Raw genomic sequence first — 18,802 nt, forward strand, 5'->3', positions numbered from 1 at the left:
TTTTGTGCACTTAAATTTTATTCTACTTCTGCATCGATTACATCATCATCTTTTTTCTTTTTATCATTAGCTGCATTTGGTTCATCTTTTTTATACATATTTTCTGCTAATTTATGAGAAACTTCGCTCAAAGCTTTCATTTTGCTTTCTATTTCTTCTTTAGAAGCATTAACATTTTTCAATGTTTCTTTTAAATCATCAAGTGCCTTTTGGATGTTTGCCTTATCCTCATCACTTACTTTATCTCCAAGTTCATTTAGTGATTTTTCTACTTGATGCACTAAACCATCAGCTGCATTTCTAGCTTCAACTGCTTCTTTGCGTTTTCTATCTTCTTCTTTGTGAAGCTCTGCATCTTTTACCATATTATTGATTTCTTCTTCACTTAAACCACTTGAACCTGTTATTTTAATCTCTTGTGCTTTTCCTGTAGCTTTATCTTTAGCACTAACTGTTAAAATACCATTTGCATCTATATCAAAAGTAACTTCGATTTGTGGCATACCACGAGGTGCTGGTGGAATTCCTTCAAGATTAAAATTACCCAAAGATTTATTATCTCTACTAAATTCTCTTTCGCCTTGTAAAACATTAATAGTAACTGCACTTTGATTGTCTTCTGCGGTTGAAAAAACTTGTTCTTTTTTAGTTGGTATGGTTGTGCCTTTTTCTATAATTTTAGTCATAACTCCACCTAAAGTTTCAATACCCAAAGAAAGTGGAGTAACATCAAGTAAAAGCACATCTTTTACATCACCTTTAAGAACAGCACCTTGAATAGCCGCACCAATTGCTACAACTTCATCAGGATTTACTGATTTATTTAAATCTTTTCCAAAAGCCTTTTTAACTTCTTCTTGAACTAAAGGAACACGAGTTGAACCACCTACCATAACAATTTCTTTTATTTCACTCTTATCAAGCCCAGCATCTTTTACAACTTCATTGATTTTATTAATAGTTTCAGCCACTAAAGAATCAATCATACCTTCAAATTTAGCTCTAGTTAGTTTTTTAACTAAATGTTTTGGACCACTTGCATCAGCTGTAATAAATGGTAAATTAATTTCAGTTTCATTTGCTGAACTTAATTCTTTTTTGGCATTTTCTGCAGCTTCTTTTAATCTTTGTAAAGCCATTACATCATTTTTAAGATCAATACCTGTTTCGTTTTTAAATTCACTTGCCAAAAAGTCAATTAATTTATTATCAAAATCATCACCGCCTAAGAATGCATTACCACCAGTTGCTAAAACTTCAACAACATTATCACCTGTTTCAAGCACAGTAACATCAAATGTACCACCACCTAAATCATAAACTACTATTTTTTCACTTTCTTTTTTATCAAGTCCATAAGCTAAAGCTGCTGCTGTTGGTTCATTTATAATTCTAAGTACATTAAGTCCTGCAATTTGTCCTGCTTCTTTTGTTGCTTTTCTTTGAGCATCATTAAAATATGCAGGAACGGTAATAACCGCATCTACTACTTCTTCGCCTAAAAAAGCTTCTGCGTCTTCTTTTAACTTTACTAAAACTTTAGCTGAAATTTCTTGCGGAGTATAAATTTTACCTGCTATTTCAATCGCACAAGCACCATTTCTTTCTGTGATATGATACGGAAGACGATTTTTAGCTTCTTTTGCTGCATCTTCATTAATCATTAAACCCATAATTCTTTTAATAGAATAAATAGTTTTTTCAGGATTAGTAACTGCTTGACGCTTAGCACTATCACCTACTAATACCTCACCTTTATCTGTAAAAGCAACTACCGAAGGAGTAGTGTTTTTACCCTCTTTGTTTGGGATTACTTTACTCTCACCTCTTTCATACACACTCACACATGAGTTTGTTGTTCCTAAATCTATACCTATAACTTTTGCCATTTTTTATCCTTTTTATTAAATTTTATTTTGCAACACTAACTTTAGCTGATCTTATCACTCTATCATTCATTATATAACCCTTTTGTAAAAGTTGAACAATATGACCGCTTTCATGATCAGCACTTTCTACATGAAACATCGCCTCATGCAGATTTGGATCAAACTCACCATTTGCATCTATCACTTTGACCATATGCTTTTCAAGCTTTTTCAAAAGCAAATCCAGAGTATTTTGAACTCCTTCTTTAATTTTTAAACTTAGCTCATCGTTAGCTTCTACATTGATAGCTGCTTCAAGTGCATCAACTACATCAAGCAAATCCTTAGCAAAACTTTCATTTGCATATATAGTTGCTGAAATTTTCTCTTTTTCCATTCTTTTTTTAATATTTTCAAATTCAGCATTTGCTCTTAAATAAGTATCTTTCAACTCATTATAATCTGCTTGAAGTTTTTCTAATTCATCATTTTGATTTTCTGAATTTTCCAATGCTTCCCCTAGCATTTCTTCTTTTTGCTTTTCTTCGCTCATGCAGCCTCCTTTATAATATTTAACATTGTTTTAAAGTCAGAATACACACTTCCTGCAAAAATAGCTTTTGCTTCTTTACCTAAAAATGTGCTCTTAAGCTTTAACCCCATAAAGCCTTCTTCAAATAAGGGTTCAAATTGTAATTTACCATCAAAGTAAAACCCAATTTTTGGAGATAAAAGCTTAGCAAATTCATCATTTTGATAAATTTGATAAGCTTTACTCTCATTATATCTATAATAAATCATAGATTGTTTTAGCATAGCTATTTTTTCTAACAATTCTTTAAACTCAACCCTAAATGCTAAATTTTCAATACTTTTTAAGTCAAGCCCTATAAGTCTTTTTAAAAAAATCAAACTATCTTGATTAAATTTTAATACAATCTCATTTTGTCCAAAATCAAGTATAATAAATTTATCATTTACTTTAGTAATATCATGCAAAATAAGCTCATCACCACCATAAATCAATGTATAAATTTCAAATTTATCTAACAAAAACTCCAATAAAGCAAGATCTTTTATAATAAGCTCTTCTTCACAAAGTTGCTCTTGCCAATAAGCTTTCATGGCATTAATGGTAGGTATGCGCCCACTACTAATATGAAGTTGCGTTATGACACCTTCATCACTTAATTTTTTAAAATAAACTCTTATAGTAGAAGCTGGTATGCTAACCTTATGATTTAATTCATTAGAACCTACTGGATTGTTACCATTTAGATAAGTTTCTATAATAGTTCTTAAAATTAAATCTTTTTTATTATAAGACTTCACTATAATAACCTTAAAAAATTATTTTCAGCACTCATTGTTTTCAAGTGCTGAAAAGTATTATACAACTTTAGTATTATAATGTCAAGTATTTTTTAAATAAAATTATTTAAAATTATTTAGTCTATATAGCTAAAGTTTTTTTAGTATAAATATTATAATTTATAATTTCAGTTTTATTAAATAAATGAAATATTATAATTGCGTTTAGCAATATAAAAAAGGTTTAATAATGAAAAATCTTACTTTAAGAGAAAAGCAAGATCTTGAAGCTTATGTATTTTGTAATATAGCAAAGAAAAAAATGGCTTTAAATAGAATTTTAAAGCTTTATTATCTTAAATTGTTTAGACTAGTTTTTTAATTTATATTTTTTCATATCTTCTCTTGTAAATGATAAATCTTTAAATTCAGGAGAAGAGATTAATTCCATGCAAGTTTTATCTAAATTTTCCATTCCGCTTATCTGCATAATAGCCTGCGAAGTTTCATCTAAATAAAGATCAAAAACAACACAAGCTTTATTATTGATTTTATAAAAAATTTTTCCACCTTTTTTAGTATCTAGTTCATATACTTGCAATTTATCATTTTTACTCATTTTTTTAATATCACTTGTAAAAGATTGATAAAGTGTATAATAAATCATGAAATCACGCATAACATTTTTAATATCAGCAATTTCTCTTCTTAGTTTTGATAAATCTTTGGTGTATAAACTTATAAATTGTGTATTTAAATACTCATTTAAGCTTTTTTTATTTAAATTTTCACACAATGGATAAATTTTTACAACTTGTGTCTTATTTTTATAAAGAATTATATCCACACATGATTGTTTATTTTTTTTATATTCTAAAAACAAAGCCTGATTTGTATGTAAGTTTATTGTATTTTGCTTATTATAGGCAAAATCATTTAAATCTTCATAAATATTTGCATAAACAAATATATTTATAAAAGCTATAACCAAAAATCTCATTCAAATAAATCTTTATGATGATTTTTTAAATATTCTACAACTTCTAAAATTTCATCAACGCCTTCTTTTTGAACATTTAAACAAACTTCATCAATACAATCTATATATTTATCTACGGCTTTTTCTAGTTTTGTTCTTTTTACTCCAGCAAATAAAAGCATTGCCTCTAAAACTATACTTAATTCATATTGCAAATTTTCTATTTCTTCTTTAAGATTGTGGTTTGCTTTCATTATTTTCCTTTAATTCCTTGCTTTTAATTAAATCTACAAATTGTGCTTTTATAAAATCATAATTAGAGCTTTCTTTATATGTTGCAAATAAACCACCGCTAGCATTTTTATGCCCTCCTCCATTGACTAAATTTTTAGCCATCAAACTTACATCGATTTTATTATTAGCCCTAAAGCTTAAAGTTTTCCTCGAACTAATATCTACAAAAAAATCAAAATCAGGGTTTTGCATTAAAAAATCATTTCCTATTACAGAAGTATTACCTATATTTGAGGTAAGCAGTCCCTTTTGCCCTTTATAATATACACTGAATTTCTCTTTATTAACACTCAATCTTTCCACTATGAATTTAGAAATCAAATTACTTAAAGTATTATTACACTCTCTTCTAAAAAAACTCTTCTTTAAACTATGTAAATCATCATCTAAGCTAATATGAGCATCTTTTTTATATATATAAGCTCTAGAAACATTAAATAAATAAAAAAGATAAGCTATATTTTCTTGAGCAAACATTACTCTATTAATCTCTTTTGCTCCAGAAACCATACCAAGCAAAACTTTACCTAACTCAAAATTTTCATCCTCACTAAGCCAAATATCTACTGCATTTACCACATCTACAAATTCTGACAAAGCTTTATTTGTTCCATAACATCTACTAAAAAAATCATAAACAATCTTAGTAGCACATCTTTTATCATCTAAAAAATACCAAGGATACTTTTGCATACATTCTAAACCACTTTGATGATGATCTAAAAGTAGAAGTTTTATTTTTTTACCTTCTATAGCTTTTTGAAAATCTTCACATTGGGTTAAAGTTAAATTTAAATCGGTAATTAAGATTATAAATTCTTCTTTAGGATTTTCTTTTAAATTTTCTTCAATATTTTTAAAAATAACATTAAAATTTTCATTAATTTCTTTACCATAATTAGAATTATAAAAATAACAATTTTTAAAATAAAAATCTAGCACATACTGACAAGCATAACCATCTAAATCTGTATGCGAAAGATGATAAATTTTCATATTTTTCCTTTATAAATTATCAACTTTTATTATACCTTCTGTTTCAAATTTAGTATTTTCTGCAATTTCTGCAAAGCTCAAAACCGTTATATTGATACCAAAATTTGAACATATATCAGCAATAAATTTTCTAAGTTGTGGTTCAACACAAAGTAAGAATGGTTTTATTCTTGTGTTTGCTACACTTGCAAGTTCAGCTTTTAATGCTTCGACTAAGGCTCCAGTTTGTGCTACATTGATCATCAAGTGATAAGTTCCATCTTTAAACTGAACATGTTCCATTAATTTAGCAGCTGCAGCAGCATCAAAAATATAAAAACTAATTTGCCCTTTTTCATCTACATATAAATTTGTAATTACCCTTGCTAAAGAAGCTCTTACATGCTCTATAATCATATCTAAGCTCTTACTAACTTCAGCTATATCACTAATTGATTCTAAAATCGTAAGCATGTCTTTAATAGGAATATGCTCTTTAAGCAATGCTTTTAAAACCTTTTGAATTAAACCTATACTTGCAACTCTTAAACAATCATCTACAACAATAGGATAGTCATTTTTAATCTTATCTAATAAATTTTGTACTTCTTGTTTAGTTAAAAGTTCTGAAGCATTAGCTTTGATAAGCTCGCTCATATGAGTTGAAATCACACTTGCAGGATCAATCACTATATAACCATTTAGCGTTGCCTCATCTTTTAACGAAGAATCTATCCATAAGGCATCTGAATTAAATGCAGGCTCTTTGGTGGCAATGCCTTCAATAGGTTCAGTAATAAACCCACTATCCATAGCTAAATATTTATCCGGATAAATTTCAGCACTAGCTATGCCTACACCTTTAAGTTTAAAAGTATATTCATTTGGTTTTAATTGCAAATTATCTCTAATTCTAATTTTTGGCATTAAAAAACCCAAACTTTGAGCTATATTGCGTCTTGTTGATCTAATGCGCTCTGTTAATTCACTCTCTGCTAATTTGATTAAACCATAACCTAGTTCTAATTCTAAAATTTCTAATTTTAAAATATCAGTTATTTTATTTTCTTCTTCTTTTAGTATTTCTTCTTCACTGCGTTTTTGAGATTTATTAGCTTGTTCTTCATCATGAGCTTCTTGGGACTTTTTATTAGAAATGGTATTAATTTGAATTTCACCCTCTTGCACTTGCTTGATAACAAATCCAAGTCCTAAAAATACTATAGCCATAAATCCTAAAGAAAAATGTGGTAAACCAGGTACTAAAGCAAATATAAACAAAACAAATCCAACAATTAGTAATGTTTTATATTCACCTAAAAGCTGATTGATAGAACCTTCAGCAAAATTATCCTCATCTTTACTAGCACGCGTGATAATAATAGCTGTGGCAGTAGAAGTAATAAGTCCAGGAATTTGAGATACAAGTCCATCACCTATAGTCAAAATAGTATAAGTCGAAGCACATTCTCCAAGCTCCATATCATGCTGAAAATAACCTATCATAAATCCACCGATTAAATTTACAATAGTAATGATAATACCAGCAACAGCATCACCTTTTATAAATTTGGAAGAACCATCCATCGCTCCATAAAAATTTGCTTCAGCTATAATTTCTTGGCGTCTTGCACGCGCTGTTTTTTCATCTATCAATCCAGCATTTAAATCCGCATCAATTGCCATTTGCTTACCAGGCATTGCATCAAGAGTAAATCTTGCTTGAACTTCAGAAACCCTTGTGCTACCTTTAGTTACAACCATAAAATTAATTAAAACTAAAATACAAAAAACAACCATACCTATAACATAATTTCCACCAACAACAAATTCACCAAAACTTGCCACTATATCACTAACAGCAGCTGGACCTTGATGTCCTTCACTTAATATCATACGCGTTGTAGCAATATTAAGTGAAAGTCTAAAAAGAGTTATAATCAAGAGTAAAGTTGGAAAAGTTGTTAAATCTGTAGGTTTTGGTATATATAAAGAAATTAAAATAATCAAAACCGAAATTGCAATACTTAAAGCAAGAAAAAAGTCTAAAACTATACTTGGTAAAGGAACTATAATAATAGCCAAAATCGCAATAATTACAGCTACTATAGTTAAGCTTTTTGCCTTTGCAATGGGAGCAATAAGCGGAGCAATCCAAGGCAAAACCAAAGTAAGAATATTTCTTTTAGCCATTATTTTGAATAATATCCTCTAAAGTAATAGAAACTAAGAAATCATCTATCTTATTTTGAAGTTTTACAAGCACTGGCATAATTTTGCAATTTTCCTCTTTTTGAGAAGGACAAATTCCATTGCTACATTCAAAAACATTAATGGATTTTTTTTCCACACTATTTATAATTTCTTTTAAAGTATATTCACTTGGTTCTTTTACTAACGAAAATCCCCCTTTTGCACCTTTATAAGATTTTAAAAGTGTATCTTTAGCTAAAGCTTGCAAAATTTTTGCCAAAAAGCTTTTTGGAATATCTAAAGCTGCTGACATAGTATCAACATCTTGAGGTTCTTGAGATTTTGCTATATACATTAAAGATAACAAAGCATATTCACTAGCTTTTGTAAATAACACAATATTTTCCTTTCATAAAAAATTATTACAATATTTAGATATTCAAAAGTTACAAATTAAATATTATTTATATATTAAAACTTAAATATTATATCAAAACAAGTCTTGATAAAAATTAAATTTATTTATTTTTTTAAATTAAAAATTCAGCATATTTTTTGTTTTTTTAGGTATAATCCATTTTTTAAAAATTAAATACCGCTCAGGAGGTCTATTATGGCTTTAGATTCGGCTAAAAAAGCAGAAATTGTTGCAAAATTTGCTAGAAAAGATGGAGATACAGGTTCTCCAGAAGTTCAAATTGCTCTTTTAAGCGCAAGAATTTCAGATTTAACAGAACATTTGAAAATCTATAAAAAAGATTTTTCATCTCGTTTGGGACTTTTAAAACTTGTTGGTCAAAGAAAAAGACTTTTATCTTATCTTAAAAGAAAAGATTATCAAGCTTACACTAAATTAATCAATGAGTTAAATTTAAGAGATAAATAAGCCTTTGGCTTATTTATCGAATAAAATACCATCCAATTCTTTTTGTTTAATAAAATTATTTTTCTCTTAATTTAAGTTTAGAATTTTTACTATCTTTATTCACAAGAGTTTCACAATGTGATTTTACTCTCTAGATACTTAAAAATAGCACTTTAAGTTTTATACCAAAAAATATTTTTCACATTTAAATTTATTGATTTTTAATGTTTTTTCACTTTTGCTATAAAAAATCCATCTACATAGTCATTTGGTAAAATTCTTTTAGCAAATGATAAATCAAATTCATCACTCTTTGCACATATAAAATCAACATTAGCTAAATCAAAATCAAGCAATTCTAGTTTAAATCGTTCATTTCTTAATGCATTTTCTAAAATCTCTTCATTTTCTTCTCTTAAGAAAGTACAAGTGCTATACACCAGTTCCCCACCATGTTTTAAAGCCAATAATGCTGAATGAAGTAGTTTTTTTTGTAAATTTGAAATTTGTTTAATTTCTTTTGTATTTTTTTGTATATCAAAACCCATTTTTGCGAAAGTTGAACAAGGCGCATCAAGTAAAATTTTATCAAATTTTAAAGGACAAGCTCTCCCTATACTGCGTCCATCTTTTAGAAAACATTTTGCCAATTTAACTTTATAATTTTCTAGAGTTTTTTTTAGCGTAAAAAAGCGTGTTTTAGATAATTCACAACTTGCTAAATAGCCTTGATCTTGCATAAAATTAGCCAAATTTAAACTTTTCCCACCAGGAGCTGCACACATATCCAAAACACTCTCCCCTGCTTTAACACCTAAGGTTTTAGCACACAAATACGAAGAATAATTTTGTATATAAAATTTTCCTTCATTGAAAGCACTCATAGAGCTTAATTTGCTTTTATAAAAATTTGAAATTTTATAACAATATGTATCAACCTTTTCAAATACTATATTTTCTATTTTAAAAATCTTTTCTAACTCTTCGTTATTTATAAGCAGGGAATTTCTAAAAACATTGACATTTTTTTCTTGATTAAGACTTTGAATTATTTGTTCTTTTTGTTCTTTTGTGTAAATCATATCTAATGCTATATTTAAATCAAACAAGGCCATAAAAATCCTTTAAAAACAAATACGCAGCCAAAGAATCAAGCTTTCCATCTTTTTTCTTTAAATTTGCTATACCAAGCTCTTGTGCATTTTTAGAACTATAACTTTCATCTATAAAAAAAATTTCATTATTAAATTCAAGCAAAGCAACAAAATGCTCAATCCTTCTACGCATTTCATCTTCACTTGAACCACCTATAGGAATTCCTATAACCAAAGTATTTATTTCGTATTCTTTAATGTATTTTTTTACTGCATTTGCAGCTTGATTACGATTTTTCCTAATTATAGCTTCAAGTGGCATAGCTATACTTTTATTAACACACAAAGCTACACCTATGCGTTTTAAACCTATATCTAAAGCTAAAGTTTTCATACACAAGTTTTTATTTTAACTCCAAAAATTTCAACTAAACCTTCAAGCTCATATTCATATACTTTATCGCCAAATTTTTGTAAAACTTTTTCTAAATCATCCTCATGTTTTAAAAAATTTAGCAATTCATCTTCTTTTTGTTCTGGATAAATTTCTCCAAACATTTTTACAAATTCTTCAAAATCATAAATTAAATTTGCTTTTTTTGTAGCCAAAAGTAAATTTGTTCCTTCGCTTTCATTTTTCCTATGAGGTAAAACATAGATAGGCTTGTTCATGCTTAAGGCAAGTCTAGCACTTTGCATAGAACCACTTTTCAAATCAGCTTGAGCTATTATAATAACTTCACTTAATGCTATTATAAGTCTATTTCTTAGTAAAAAATCATAAGGCTTTGCTTTATAATTTGCTTCATTTTCACTTAATGCCAAAGCATTTTCATATATATTTAAAATTTCATTAGCATTGGCTTTTGGATAAACCTCATCAAGACCATTAGCAAATACAGCTATAGTCTGTGGATATGCAATTTTTGCTGCTTGAATATCCACCCCTAAAGCTCCACCACTTACCACACAAATTTTAGCTTTTTTTAATAAAGCTACCAATTCCAAAAGACAATTTTTAGTATAAACACTCATTTTTCTAGAGCCAATAACAGCTATTTTTCTAGCTTTTAAAAGCTCTAAATTGCCTTTATAATAAATTTTAGAAGGTGGATTTAAAAGATTTTTAAATTCATCAATATTTTCAATAGATTTCATTTAAATACACAAGCTCAACTGAATTTAGTATATCTTTACTTTGCATTAAGGCTCTAAAAGTCTTATCTCTTGGATGACCTATAGCTATAGCAAAACCTTTCTTTTTAGCTTCATTAATTGCTTGTTTGAGTTGGTTTTTAATATATACTATATCATCTTCATTATCTAAAAATACATCTCTAGCTATATAAGGTTGATTAAATTTACTTGCTAAATTCTTTGCTTTAGATTTTCCTATTGTTCTTGAATCAACAAAAATAAAATTATTTTTATTAAAAGCACTAAATAGCTTTTCCATAGCTTGTATATTTGCGGTAAATAAACTACCTGTATGATTGTTAATAAATTTTACATTTGGAAATTGTTCTTTTATAAAAGCTATGCGTTTGCCTATTTTTTGCATATCATCATCAGGATGTAAAGTATCTAACTCTGCTTTGTCATATTTTATAGCAGCCAAAGGTAAATGCACCATGAAAAAATCAAAATCTTTAGCAAATTCAGCTGTATAAGGATGGCGTTTATCAGGTGGAAAAAAAGATGGAATTAATTTTAAATTAGTTTTTTTAAGCATATCTACATGAGTATGACTTGCCATATCATCTATAATAATTGCTAAGCGAGGTTTGGTATGTTTTTGCTCTAAAATTTGAGTTTTATTATTATCTTCATTTTTATTTGATATGTTTTGCTCTTCATTTTTTAGCCCTTTGCTTACATTGTGCTCAGCAATTTCTAAAACTGAAGTTTTACTATCTTCTTTAGTTTGATTTAATTCTGCATTAACGGAGTTTAAATTTAAAATTTCGCTAATGTTTTTATCTAAAAATTCTAATTTTTCATTTTCTAAAGTGAAATTTATATCATTAAAGCTAAAGTTGTTTTCTTGTTCTAATATAGTCTGTGGCTCTTTTTTCGCTATAGTTTGATTATATTCAAAAGCCTTGTTTTCTTCTTTTTTTAAAAACAAAGATCCAAATATAAAAAGAAAAATTCCTAGCACAACCAAGCAAAGTGCTAGAAGCACTTTGTGTTTTTTATCTCTAGTTTTCAATTAATTTTTATCTTTATCAACTAATTTTTTAGCACTAATCCAAGGCATCATAGCACGAAGCTCTCTTCCTGTTTTTTCTATCAAAGAATCATTCATTAACTTACGCTCTGCATGCATTCTTGCAAAATTTGCCCTTCTTTCTAAGATAAAATCTTTAGCAAAACTTCCATTTTGTATATCTTTTAAAACACCTTTCATAGCTTCTTTAGTTTCTTTGGTGATAATCTTAGATCCTGTGATATAATCTCCATATTCAGCAGTATTAGAAATAGAATATCTCATATCAGCAATACCGCCTTGATAAATTAAATCTACAATTAATTTCATCTCATGCAAACATTCAAAATAAGCCATTTCAGGCTCATAACCTGCTTCAACCAAAGTTTCAAAACCTGCTTGGATTAAAGCACTAAGCCCTCCACAAAGCACTGCTTGTTCGCCAAATAAATCTGTTTCAGTTTCTGCTTTAAAAGTTGTTTCTATAATACCCGTTCTACCACCACCTATAGCACTAGCATAACTTAAAGCTAAATCTTTTGCTATTTTACTTTCATTTTGATGGATAGCAATTAAGCAAGGCGTTCCACCACCTATGCTAAATTCATGTCTTACAGTATGTCCTGGAGCTTTAGGTGCTATCATGATTACATCTATACCTACTGGAGCAACAATTTGTCCATAGTGAATATTAAAACCATGTGCAAATGCCAAAGTTTTACCTGTTTTTAATTCAGGTTTTATTTCCTCATTAAAAATTTCACTTTGAATTTCATCAGGAGCTAAAATCATGATTAAATCTGCTTCTTTAGTAGCTTCTTTTACATTTTTTACTATAAAATTCGCCTTTTGAGCTTTTGCCCAACTTTGCCCACCTTCTTTTAAACCTATAATCACTTCCACACCACTATCTCTTAAATTCATAGCATGAGCATGTCCTTGAGAACCAAAACCTATGATAGCTACTTTTTTTGATTTTATTAAATTTATATCACAATCTTTATCATAATAAATAGAAATAGCCATTATACACTCCTAAAAATTTAAATTAAAGCAAAGATTATAACTAAAAAATATAAATTTAATCCTTTTATGATAAAATTTAAATTAATGAAAAAATATTATAAAGAGTTTTATGAAAGAATTATTCAATCAACTAAGTTATGGTTTAAACGCTGATGAAATTACCAACAAAAACAAGCAACTCATCAGAGAGTTATTAACCTGTGATATTATTAAATTTTATAAAAATAAATACTACTTAAAAGATGGTTTTACTTTTGGTAAAATTGATATTTCAGCCAACGGAACAGGATTTTTAGAAAGTTTTGATCTTGCTTTTAAGCGTGATTTACTCATAGAAAATAAAAATTTAAAAGGGGCAAACTATGCTGATATAGTTGTGGCAAAACTACTCCCTATTAAAAAAAAGCGTCCAAGTGCAAAGGTAGTTTTAATACTCAAAAGAGCTCATGAAACTTCTTTGGTTATGACTAAAAAATACGGCGAAGCTATACTTGGAATTAATATACAAACAGGTTTAACATGCGCTTTAAAAGCTTCTCAAAAATCCTTAAAAACTCTACCTTTGGGAACTATTTTGAAAATAGAAAATCATGACAATAATATCACTGAAGTTATAGGGCATATTGATAATGATTTTGTAGATGAAAAAATTTCTTTAGCACTTTTTAATAAAAATGCTATTTTTGATACCTTATGTGAAAACGAAGCAAGTGCTTATGGAGATAAAGTTGATGCAAGTATGTATCCTCATAGAAAAGATCTTAGAAATTTAAGTTTTTGCACTATTGATCCAGTTGATGCAAAAGATTTTGATGATGCAATTTATTATGATAAAAACGAACATGCCATCTATATAGCTATAGCTGATGTCAGTGCTTATGTACATGCTTATAGTGCTATTGATAAAGAAGCAAGATCAAGAGGGTTTTCAATTTATTTTCCTCATATTGCTATACCTATGTTGCCAAGAGCTTTAAGTGAAAATATTTGCTCACTTAAACCTAATGAAGATAGGTTAGCATTTTGTTTTAAAATAAATTTAGATAAAAACAATGAAGTAATTAAAGAAGAGCTTTTTGAAGCTATCATTAATTCAAAACGCCGTTTTAATTATGATGAAGTTGATGAGTATTTACAAACGCAAGAAGATTTAGGTGTGATTAATTGGCTTTATGAAGTTTTTAAAATCACTCAAAATTTACGAAAAAAACGATTAAAAAATGCTTGTGAGTTTAAAACCCAAGAGCTAAGAATGACTTTAGATGAAAATAACAAGCTTATTAAAACACGCCTTGAAAGTGATACAGCTTCGCATAATTTAATCGAAGATTGTATGCTTTTAGCAAATAAAGCTGCAGCCAAACTTATAGATATAGGAATTTTTAGAAACCATTTAAGCCCTGATTATAAAAAAATAGATCAATTATTGGCTGATCTTTCAACACTTAGTATAGATATTAATCCTAAAAATAATGCCATAGAATTATTTAAAGATATTCAAGCTTTAGCAAATGAATTAAACATAAGAGAAGAAGTAGATAAACTCATCATCAAAGCTCAAAAAAAGGCAGAATACTCTAGCGAAAACGCGGGACATTTTGGCTTAGGTTTTGACAAATATACACATTTTACAAGTCCTATAAGAAGATATTCTGATCTTATTTTGCACAGACTTTTAAAAGCTAAAATCAATAATGATGAAAAAATGTTTAATTATTTGCTTTTAAATATACAAAGTACTTGCGAGGAATTAAGCTTACTAGAAAGAGAAGCAGATAAAGTCGCTTGGGATTTTATGGATAGAAAATTTGCAAGATGGGCAAAACACAATATAGGAAAAAGATTTAAAGCTTTAGTAGTTGAAAATCAAAACTTATTACAAGTAAAATTAAATGATGACATCAAAGGAGCTTTGATTACCATTATAGATTCAAGGGCAAATTTATTAGAAAATGTGGAAATAGAAATTACTGAAGTGGATATTGTTGGTGCTAAAATTTTTGGCAAAATCACCAAGCATTTTAGTTTAGAAAGTATTAAAAATGTATAAAAACCAACTCCAAAGCTTGCTTAATAATAATAATTTTCCTAATTTTTTCCTACTTTATGGAGCAGATAATTTTCAGATAGAGCTTTATGCTAAATTTATCAAAGATAAATATCCTTTTGAAGAAAGTTTAAAATTTTATTTTGAAGAATATGATTTTAAACAAGCATATGATTATTTATCCAGTGCTTCATTATTTAGCGAAAAAAAACTACTAGAAATCAAAACTCAAAAGAAAATTCCAAGCAAAGAACTCAAACAACTTGTCCAACTTTGTCAAAATTCGCAAGATAATTATTTTTTACTTGAAATTTATGATGAAAACTCTAAACAAAGTGAATCTGAGAAAATTTTTGGTAATAATTTTTGTAGATTTTATAAAGTAAATTCAGCTAAAGAAGGTATGGAACTACTAGCTTTAAAAGCTAAGGAACTCAATATCAACATTACTCAAAATGCTCTTTATGCTCTTTTTTATAATTTTAATGAAAATTTATATTTAGCAGCCAATGAATTAAATAAATTTAGTGGATTAAATATTGATGAAAAAATTATCCAAGAGCATTGCTATAGTTTAAGCACTATTAGCTTTGAAAACTTTTTTGATAAATTAATGCAAAAAAAAGATTTAAGAAATGAACTTGAAAATATTTTAGAAAATTACAACGAAATAGCATTAATTAATGCCCTATATGCAAATTTTTCTAGGCTTTTTAAAATCGCTTTATATGTTAAAATTTATGGAAATTTAGATTTAAAAGAAATTTTAGGCTACACCCCGCCTATTTCTGTGGCACAAAATCTTCAAAAACAAGCTCTTATAGTCAAAATATCACAATATAAAAGCATCTTTTTAACACTTTGTAATTGTGAATATGAATTAAAAAAGAACTCTAAAATAGAAAAAAAAGAATTTTTAATTGCAACACTTTTGCAACTTAGTTCTATATTAAAAAGTTAAATTAAGAAAACTTATGATAAAATAAAATTTGCATTTTATGCAAAATCCTTGCCTAAAAATTTTAGGCTTTATATCCACAAGGAGAAAACTTAATGAGACATTATGAAGTTTTATTCATATTAAAACCAACACTTACAGAAGAAGAAGTAAGTGCTAAGTTGGAATTCGTAAAAGAAGTCCTTACAAAAAATGGTGCACAAATTGAAAGTGTAGTTCCAATGGGAACAAGAAAACTTGCGTATAAAATTAAAAAATACGAAAGAGGAACTTATTTTGTGATTTATTTTAAAGCTCCTACAAATTTAATAGCAGAGCTTGAAAGGGTATTAAGAATCACTGAAGAAGTAATTAGATTTTTAATTGTAAAATATGAAAATAAAAAAGAAATCATTGCCTGGGAAAAATTAAGCAAAGGTATCAAACAAAATAAAAAAGAAATCAAAGCTAGTGAAAGCACAGAAGGCTGATAATGTTTAACAAAGTCGTTTTAGTAGGTAATCTTACAAGGGACATAGAGATGCGTTATGCTCCATCAGGTAGTGCAATAGGCTCTTCTGCTATAGCAGTAACAAGAAGATTTAGTGCAAACACAGGAGAAAAAAGAGAAGAAACCTGCTTTATCGACATTAGTTTTTTTGGTAGAACAGCAGAAATTGCAAATCAATACCTTGGAAAAGGTAGTAAAATACTGATCGAAGGTCGTCTAAGATTTGAGCAATGGACTGACCAAAATGGACAAAATAGATCAAAACATAGTGTTCAAGTTGAAAATTTAGAAATGCTAGGTTCAGCCATACAAAATAATCAGCAAAATAATTTTGACAATCAAAATTATGGTTATGGCCAAAATTTTAACCAACAACAAAGTTTTGATCCTTATACTCAAGTACAAACTAAAACAAATTCATCAAATACATATCAAAACACTCAAAAAGATGCACCTTTGAAAGAAATTGATATAGATAAATATGATGATGATACAGAATTACCATTTTAAAGGAAAATATCATGGCAGAAAAAAGAAAATACTCACGCAAATATTGTAAATATACTGAAGCTAAAGTAGATTTTATTGATTATAAAGATACGGCATTATTAAAACATGCTTTATCGGAAAGATTTAAAATCATGCCACGCCGTTTAACAGGCACTAGTAAAAAACACCAAGAAATGGTGGAAGTCGCTATTAAAAGAGCTAGACATGTAGCACTTATCCCTTACATAGTGGATAGAAAAGAAGTTGTTACTAATCCTTTTGAAGGACTATAACTTAAATTCTCCCAAGCTACAAAAGCTTGGGAAAAATAAAAAGGTTGTTTTATGTTTTCAGATATAGAGTCTGAAATTTATATTATATTACTTGCTTCTGTTGCTATTATAGCAGTGCTTAACCCTTTTGGTAACCTTCCTCAATTTTTAGCTATGACAGAAGGTTTAGATGCTGATAAAAGAAAAAAGCTTTTTAGAAATATCATATATACAGCCTTTAGTATAGTTTTAGTATTTTTGCTTACCGGTCCTTTTATAATGAAATATTTGTTTAAAATAGATATTAATGATTTAAGAGTGGCTGGTGGTTTGATTTTAATTATTATGAGTACTAAAAACCTACTTTTTACTCCATCAAGCAGTCAATTTCAACATTATCAAGATTTATCTCACAAAGAATTATTAAAAAAAAGTATAGTTCCTATGGCTTTTCCTATGTTGGTAGGTCCTGGAACATTATCAACTATAGTGGTAATTTCAGAAGATCAAAATTTAGGTATAGCCATAGCTTCTGTATTACTTACATTTGCTTTTATATTTGTTTTATTTCATTTTTCAGCTACAATTGAAAAAGTTATAGGCAAACTTGTTCTTTATGTATTCTCTCGTATTGCTTTGGTATTTATTATGGCTATGGGAGTAAAAATGATAGCTATTGGAATTCAAACATATATTCAATCAAATTTAGGATAAATAAAAAAACTCTTTTGTAGAAATACTTCTTCATTAACATTTGTATTATCATTTATCAATACACTCACATTTACAGCAACTATAGATAATGCATTATCGTAATTTTTTACAAAACTATTATTCTTACATTCTCCCAAAGGATACATATAATCCATTTTAATTTTTGCTTTATTAAACTCAAAATAAACATCTTCTATACACTCTTTACCTTCTAAAAATGCATTATATAAAAAATATTTTGATAGCTCTTTAGAATCATAAAGTAAAATTTTACCTTGAGTGTAAAGAGTTAAATCTTTCATTATTCTATGTGGATAAGAAGAAATTTTTATAATAAACAATAATGCAAATGAAACAAACAATACAAAGAAAATTGTATAAATCATAGCAAAAGATTTTTTCATTTGAACATCCACTTAATCAAACATTCATTGTTGCTTTTTTCACAAAGTTTAATGCTATATATATTATTTTCTTTATTAATTTCAATTTTAGAAATATCTTTCATTAATAAAAAATCTTTTTTATAATGATTTAGATCGCTTATTTGTATGTAGATATTTTCATTTTTGAAGTATATTTTCACATAGGCATAAAGAGCTCTATAAAAACCAGTAAAATTTTCCCCATCGCTAAAATAAAACACCTCTTTGTCGTTTGCAATAATTTTATATACTTTAGACTCTTTGGGATTATAAATATAAAAATAATCACTAGGATATATTTTTTGTTTTTTTTCACTATACATATCTTTGTAGTTACTAAAAATACCTTGAGATATTCCATTTTCTATAAAATAAAAATTACTTTTAGGACTAAAAAATTTTCCATTATCTTCTAAAATTACTCCACTAAAATTAAACTTTTTCAAAGAAATATCAAAGAAAATATCATCATCTGCATTCATATAACACTCAAAAGAATTATTAGAATATTTTAAATCAATACACGATTCAAATATTTTTTCCATACTGAGCAAAGCATAATTTAAATCAAAAAAAGTATTATTTGATTTTTT

General features: G+C 27.7%; 23 protein-coding genes. 8 read left to right on the top strand and 15 right to left on the bottom strand.

Translation table 11 applies throughout. The features are described from left to right. Positions 1-17 precede the first annotated feature (17 nt). The 3 genes from dnaK to CARM_RS04860 are packed head-to-tail and all read right to left on the bottom strand — an operon-like array spanning position 18 to position 3,200. Complete coding sequence (gene dnaK / locus CARM_RS04850) at positions 18-1,889, bottom strand: molecular chaperone DnaK (protein ID WP_139425990.1); 1,872 nt, start codon at positions 1,887-1,889, stop codon at positions 18-20. A 22-nt stretch (positions 1,890-1,911) separates the two neighbouring features. After that, entirely contained in the window at positions 1,912-2,421 is a 510-nt protein-coding gene (grpE, locus tag CARM_RS04855; protein WP_139425988.1) for a nucleotide exchange factor GrpE, read from the bottom strand. Continuing rightward, positions 2,418-3,200 (bottom strand): HrcA family transcriptional regulator, encoded by a 783-nt coding sequence (locus CARM_RS04860; RefSeq protein WP_139425986.1) that lies wholly within the window; start codon positions 3,198-3,200, stop codon positions 2,418-2,420. The genes grpE and CARM_RS04860 overlap by 4 nt, the downstream gene beginning before the upstream one ends. Positions 3,201-3,429: 229 nt before the next feature. Between CARM_RS04860 and CARM_RS08510 the strand changes: the two genes are divergently transcribed. After that, positions 3,430-3,561, top strand: a complete 132-nt coding sequence (locus CARM_RS08510; RefSeq protein WP_268904552.1) for a hypothetical protein — start codon at positions 3,430-3,432, stop codon at positions 3,559-3,561. Here the strand turns inward: CARM_RS08510 and CARM_RS04865 are convergent. The 5 genes from CARM_RS04865 to CARM_RS04885 are packed head-to-tail and all read right to left on the bottom strand — an operon-like array spanning position 3,550 to position 8,017. Continuing rightward, positions 3,550-4,179: a hypothetical protein gene (locus CARM_RS04865; RefSeq protein ID WP_139425985.1), complete on the bottom strand. Its 630-nt coding sequence runs from the start codon at positions 4,177-4,179 to the stop codon at positions 3,550-3,552. The two genes, CARM_RS08510 and CARM_RS04865, sit on opposite strands and share 12 nt — an antisense overlap. Then, on the bottom strand, positions 4,176-4,412 hold the full coding sequence (locus tag CARM_RS04870) for a hypothetical protein (protein WP_139425983.1): 237 nt from the start codon (positions 4,410-4,412) through the stop codon (positions 4,176-4,178). The genes CARM_RS04865 and CARM_RS04870 overlap by 4 nt, the downstream gene beginning before the upstream one ends. Further along, positions 4,390-5,448, bottom strand: a complete 1,059-nt coding sequence (locus CARM_RS04875) for a DHH family phosphoesterase (protein ID WP_139425981.1) — start codon at positions 5,446-5,448, stop codon at positions 4,390-4,392. The genes CARM_RS04870 and CARM_RS04875 overlap by 23 nt, the downstream gene beginning before the upstream one ends. 9 nt (positions 5,449-5,457) lie before the next feature. Beyond that, positions 5,458-7,620: a flagellar biosynthesis protein FlhA gene (gene flhA, locus CARM_RS04880; protein ID WP_139425979.1), complete on the bottom strand. Its 2,163-nt coding sequence runs from the start codon at positions 7,618-7,620 to the stop codon at positions 5,458-5,460. Continuing rightward, positions 7,613-8,017, bottom strand: coding sequence for an Rrf2 family transcriptional regulator (locus CARM_RS04885; protein ID WP_139425977.1), 405 nt, complete (start codon positions 8,015-8,017; stop codon positions 7,613-7,615). Before CARM_RS04885 ends, flhA begins: the two co-directional genes overlap by 8 nt. A gap of 216 nt (positions 8,018-8,233) precedes the next feature. Here CARM_RS04885 and rpsO point away from each other — a divergent pair, with 216 nt between their 5' ends. After that, positions 8,234-8,506 carry a 30S ribosomal protein S15 gene (gene rpsO, locus CARM_RS04890; RefSeq protein WP_139425974.1) on the top strand — a complete coding sequence of 91 codons (273 nt, stop codon included), beginning with the start codon at positions 8,234-8,236 and terminating at the stop codon, positions 8,504-8,506. A 200-nt stretch (positions 8,507-8,706) separates the two neighbouring features. Here the strand turns inward: rpsO and CARM_RS04895 are convergent, their stop codons facing one another. The 5 genes from CARM_RS04895 to ilvC are packed head-to-tail and all read right to left on the bottom strand — an operon-like array spanning position 8,707 to position 12,814. Beyond that, entirely contained in the window at positions 8,707-9,600 is an 894-nt protein-coding gene (locus CARM_RS04895) for an RsmB/NOP family class I SAM-dependent RNA methyltransferase (protein ID WP_139425972.1), read from the bottom strand. Next, complete coding sequence (gene ruvX / locus CARM_RS04900; RefSeq protein ID WP_139425970.1) at positions 9,587-9,973, bottom strand: Holliday junction resolvase RuvX; 387 nt, start codon at positions 9,971-9,973, stop codon at positions 9,587-9,589. The genes CARM_RS04895 and ruvX overlap by 14 nt, the downstream gene beginning before the upstream one ends. After that, complete coding sequence (locus tag CARM_RS04905) at positions 9,970-10,737, bottom strand: DNA-processing protein DprA (protein ID WP_139425968.1); 768 nt, start codon at positions 10,735-10,737, stop codon at positions 9,970-9,972. The genes ruvX and CARM_RS04905 overlap by 4 nt, the downstream gene beginning before the upstream one ends. After that, positions 10,724-11,791, bottom strand: coding sequence for a divergent polysaccharide deacetylase family protein (locus CARM_RS08435; protein ID WP_236633046.1), 1,068 nt, complete (start codon positions 11,789-11,791; stop codon positions 10,724-10,726). Before CARM_RS08435 ends, CARM_RS04905 begins: the two co-directional genes overlap by 14 nt. Further along, positions 11,792-12,814, bottom strand: coding sequence for a ketol-acid reductoisomerase (ilvC, locus tag CARM_RS04915; protein ID WP_139425967.1), 1,023 nt, complete (start codon positions 12,812-12,814; stop codon positions 11,792-11,794). Between the two features lie 109 nt (positions 12,815-12,923). On the opposite strand from ilvC, the gene CARM_RS04920 reads away from it, so the two are divergent. The 6 genes from CARM_RS04920 (at position 12,924) to CARM_RS04945 (ending at position 17,784) form a co-directional block, all read left to right on the top strand. Further along, on the top strand, positions 12,924-14,864 hold the full coding sequence (locus CARM_RS04920; protein WP_139425965.1) for a VacB/RNase II family 3'-5' exoribonuclease: 1,941 nt from the start codon (positions 12,924-12,926) through the stop codon (positions 14,862-14,864). Further along, positions 14,857-15,822: a DNA polymerase III subunit delta gene (holA, locus tag CARM_RS04925; RefSeq protein ID WP_139425962.1), complete on the top strand. Its 966-nt coding sequence runs from the start codon at positions 14,857-14,859 to the stop codon at positions 15,820-15,822. Before CARM_RS04920 ends, holA begins: the two co-directional genes overlap by 8 nt. A gap of 92 nt (positions 15,823-15,914) precedes the next feature. Then, on the top strand, positions 15,915-16,289 hold the full coding sequence (gene rpsF, locus CARM_RS04930) for a 30S ribosomal protein S6 (protein WP_139425960.1): 375 nt from the start codon (positions 15,915-15,917) through the stop codon (positions 16,287-16,289). A 2-nt stretch (positions 16,290-16,291) separates the two neighbouring features. After that, complete coding sequence (locus CARM_RS04935) at positions 16,292-16,819, top strand: single-stranded DNA-binding protein (RefSeq protein ID WP_139425958.1); 528 nt, start codon at positions 16,292-16,294, stop codon at positions 16,817-16,819. An 11-nt stretch (positions 16,820-16,830) separates the two neighbouring features. After that, positions 16,831-17,091, top strand: coding sequence for a 30S ribosomal protein S18 (gene rpsR / locus CARM_RS04940; RefSeq protein ID WP_039618521.1), 261 nt, complete (start codon positions 16,831-16,833; stop codon positions 17,089-17,091). Positions 17,092-17,142: 51 nt separating this feature from the next. Beyond that, positions 17,143-17,784 (top strand): MarC family protein, encoded by a 642-nt coding sequence (locus CARM_RS04945; RefSeq protein WP_139425956.1) that lies wholly within the window; start codon positions 17,143-17,145, stop codon positions 17,782-17,784. Here CARM_RS04945 and CARM_RS04950 read toward each other — a convergent pair. Continuing rightward, complete coding sequence (locus CARM_RS04950; RefSeq protein ID WP_139425954.1) at positions 17,766-18,188, bottom strand: hypothetical protein; 423 nt, start codon at positions 18,186-18,188, stop codon at positions 17,766-17,768. The genes CARM_RS04945 and CARM_RS04950 overlap by 19 nt on opposite strands. Next, positions 18,185-18,754, bottom strand: a complete 570-nt coding sequence (locus CARM_RS04955; protein WP_139493269.1) for a hypothetical protein — start codon at positions 18,752-18,754, stop codon at positions 18,185-18,187. Before CARM_RS04955 ends, CARM_RS04950 begins: the two co-directional genes overlap by 4 nt. Between the last annotated feature and the right edge of the window lie 48 nt (positions 18,755-18,802).

Source organism: Campylobacter armoricus, from assembly GCF_013372105.1.
Taxonomy (GTDB): domain Bacteria; phylum Campylobacterota; class Campylobacteria; order Campylobacterales; family Campylobacteraceae; genus Campylobacter_D; species Campylobacter_D armoricus.

What these genes read in the sequence shown, in the direction of transcription:
- CARM_RS04935 (WP_139425958.1), top strand. Translation starts at nt 16,292, where the DNA reads ATGTTTAACAAAGTCGTTTTAGTAGGTAATCTTACAAGGGACATAGAG.
- holA (WP_139425962.1), top strand. Translation starts at nt 14,857, where the DNA reads ATGTATAAAAACCAACTCCAAAGCTTGCTTAATAATAATAATTTTCCT.
- CARM_RS04865 (WP_139425985.1), bottom strand. Translation starts at nt 4,179, where the DNA reads ATGAGATTTTTGGTTATAGCTTTTATAAATATATTTGTTTATGCAAAT.
- CARM_RS04895 (WP_139425972.1), bottom strand. Translation starts at nt 9,600, where the DNA reads ATGGCCTTGTTTGATTTAAATATAGCATTAGATATGATTTACACAAAA.
- flhA (WP_139425979.1), bottom strand. Translation starts at nt 7,620, where the DNA reads ATGGCTAAAAGAAATATTCTTACTTTGGTTTTGCCTTGGATTGCTCCG.
- CARM_RS04950 (WP_139425954.1), bottom strand. Translation starts at nt 18,188, where the DNA reads ATGAAAAAATCTTTTGCTATGATTTATACAATTTTCTTTGTATTGTTT.
- ruvX (WP_139425970.1), bottom strand. Translation starts at nt 9,973, where the DNA reads ATGAAAACTTTAGCTTTAGATATAGGTTTAAAACGCATAGGTGTAGCT.
- CARM_RS04945 (WP_139425956.1), top strand. Translation starts at nt 17,143, where the DNA reads ATGTTTTCAGATATAGAGTCTGAAATTTATATTATATTACTTGCTTCT.
- CARM_RS04905 (WP_139425968.1), bottom strand. Translation starts at nt 10,737, where the DNA reads ATGAAATCTATTGAAAATATTGATGAATTTAAAAATCTTTTAAATCCA.
- CARM_RS04875 (WP_139425981.1), bottom strand. Translation starts at nt 5,448, where the DNA reads ATGAAAATTTATCATCTTTCGCATACAGATTTAGATGGTTATGCTTGT.
- dnaK (WP_139425990.1), bottom strand. Translation starts at nt 1,889, where the DNA reads ATGGCAAAAGTTATAGGTATAGATTTAGGAACAACAAACTCATGTGTG.
- CARM_RS04870 (WP_139425983.1), bottom strand. Translation starts at nt 4,412, where the DNA reads ATGAAAGCAAACCACAATCTTAAAGAAGAAATAGAAAATTTGCAATAT.
- CARM_RS04920 (WP_139425965.1), top strand. Translation starts at nt 12,924, where the DNA reads ATGAAAGAATTATTCAATCAACTAAGTTATGGTTTAAACGCTGATGAA.
- grpE (WP_139425988.1), bottom strand. Translation starts at nt 2,421, where the DNA reads ATGAGCGAAGAAAAGCAAAAAGAAGAAATGCTAGGGGAAGCATTGGAA.
- rpsO (WP_139425974.1), top strand. Translation starts at nt 8,234, where the DNA reads ATGGCTTTAGATTCGGCTAAAAAAGCAGAAATTGTTGCAAAATTTGCT.
- rpsF (WP_139425960.1), top strand. Translation starts at nt 15,915, where the DNA reads ATGAGACATTATGAAGTTTTATTCATATTAAAACCAACACTTACAGAA.
- CARM_RS08510 (WP_268904552.1), top strand. Translation starts at nt 3,430, where the DNA reads ATGAAAAATCTTACTTTAAGAGAAAAGCAAGATCTTGAAGCTTATGTA.
- CARM_RS04955 (WP_139493269.1), bottom strand. Translation starts at nt 18,754, where the DNA reads ATGGAAAAAATATTTGAATCGTGTATTGATTTAAAATATTCTAATAAT.
- ilvC (WP_139425967.1), bottom strand. Translation starts at nt 12,814, where the DNA reads ATGGCTATTTCTATTTATTATGATAAAGATTGTGATATAAATTTAATA.
- rpsR (WP_039618521.1), top strand. Translation starts at nt 16,831, where the DNA reads ATGGCAGAAAAAAGAAAATACTCACGCAAATATTGTAAATATACTGAA.